The sequence below is a fragment of the Hydrogenivirga sp. 128-5-R1-1 genome (assembly GCF_000171895.1).
The window spans coordinates 1-1,077 of record NZ_ABHJ01000510.1; the positions used below are offsets into that span (position 1 = coordinate 1).

The 1,077-nt window shown below is 37.4% G+C and carries 1 protein-coding gene; it reads left to right on the forward strand.

Annotated elements, in window-relative coordinates:
* The coding region (locus HG1285_RS00300; RefSeq protein ID WP_008289704.1) for an FAD-dependent oxidoreductase at nucleotides 1–1,077 on the forward strand (1,077 nt) is incomplete at both ends.

Genomic DNA, 1,077 nt, shown 5'->3' on the forward strand with positions numbered 1-1,077 from the left:
TGCAGAGGTAGAGGGAAATGCAGATATAAACCAGATAATAAAAGCTGTAGAAAATGCAGGGTACGGAGCTTCGTTAATTGAAGAAGAAAAGAATGTTTACATCTCAAAAGGAGATGTTTATGACCTAGTAGTTTTAGGTGGAGGTTCGGCTGGATTTGCAGCTGCCATAAAAGCCTCAGACCTTGGGGCAAAGGCTCTTGTTATCGAAAATAATATTATAGGTGGAACTTGTTTAAATAGAGGATGTGTTCCAACTAAACATCTGATCGATGTTGCCAAAACTTACTACACTCCAAAATTAAATCCGTTTAAAGGCATTGAGCTGCCTCAAGGGAAAATTGATATTAAAACAGTTATTGAAGAAAAGAATAAACTTTTAGACGAGCTTAGAAAAGAAAAGTACTGGAATGTTTTAGAGGCTTATCCTTCTATTGAGTATAAAGAGGGAAAAGGTGAGTTTGTTAAAAATGGGGTTATAAAAGTTAATGGTGAGGAAATCAGGTACCACAAGGCTGTGATAACAACAGGCTCAAGACCTTCTGTCCCTCCGATAAAAGGTTTAAAGAATGTGGATTTTATGACAAACAGAGAAATCTTAAACATCACATATCTTCCAGAGTATCTAATCGTAATAGGTGGAAGTGCAGTTGGGCTTGAAATTGGTCAGATATTTTTAAGGTTTGGTTCAAAGGTAACAGTCCTTGAGGCTTTACCTGATATAGCATTTAGAGAAGAGCCAGAAGCAAGACAGGTTTTAAGAAATGCCCTTAAAAAAGAAGGGATGGAGATTTTGACAGGCATAAGGGTTAAAGAAATCTACCAGAATGGAAAAGAAAAATCTGTCGTTATTGAAGCTGAAGGAAAGGAGATGACAATAAAAGGAACAGACCTGCTGATAGCAACCGGAAGAATTCCAAATACAGAAAATATTGGGCTTGAAAACGTTGGAGTTGAGACAAACGAAAGAGGATTTATAAAAACTGACGAGTTTATGCAAACAACAAATCCTGATATTTACTCTGCTGGAGACTGTGTTGGGAAAATGATGCTTGTTACCGTTGCAGCAGCTGAAGGTGG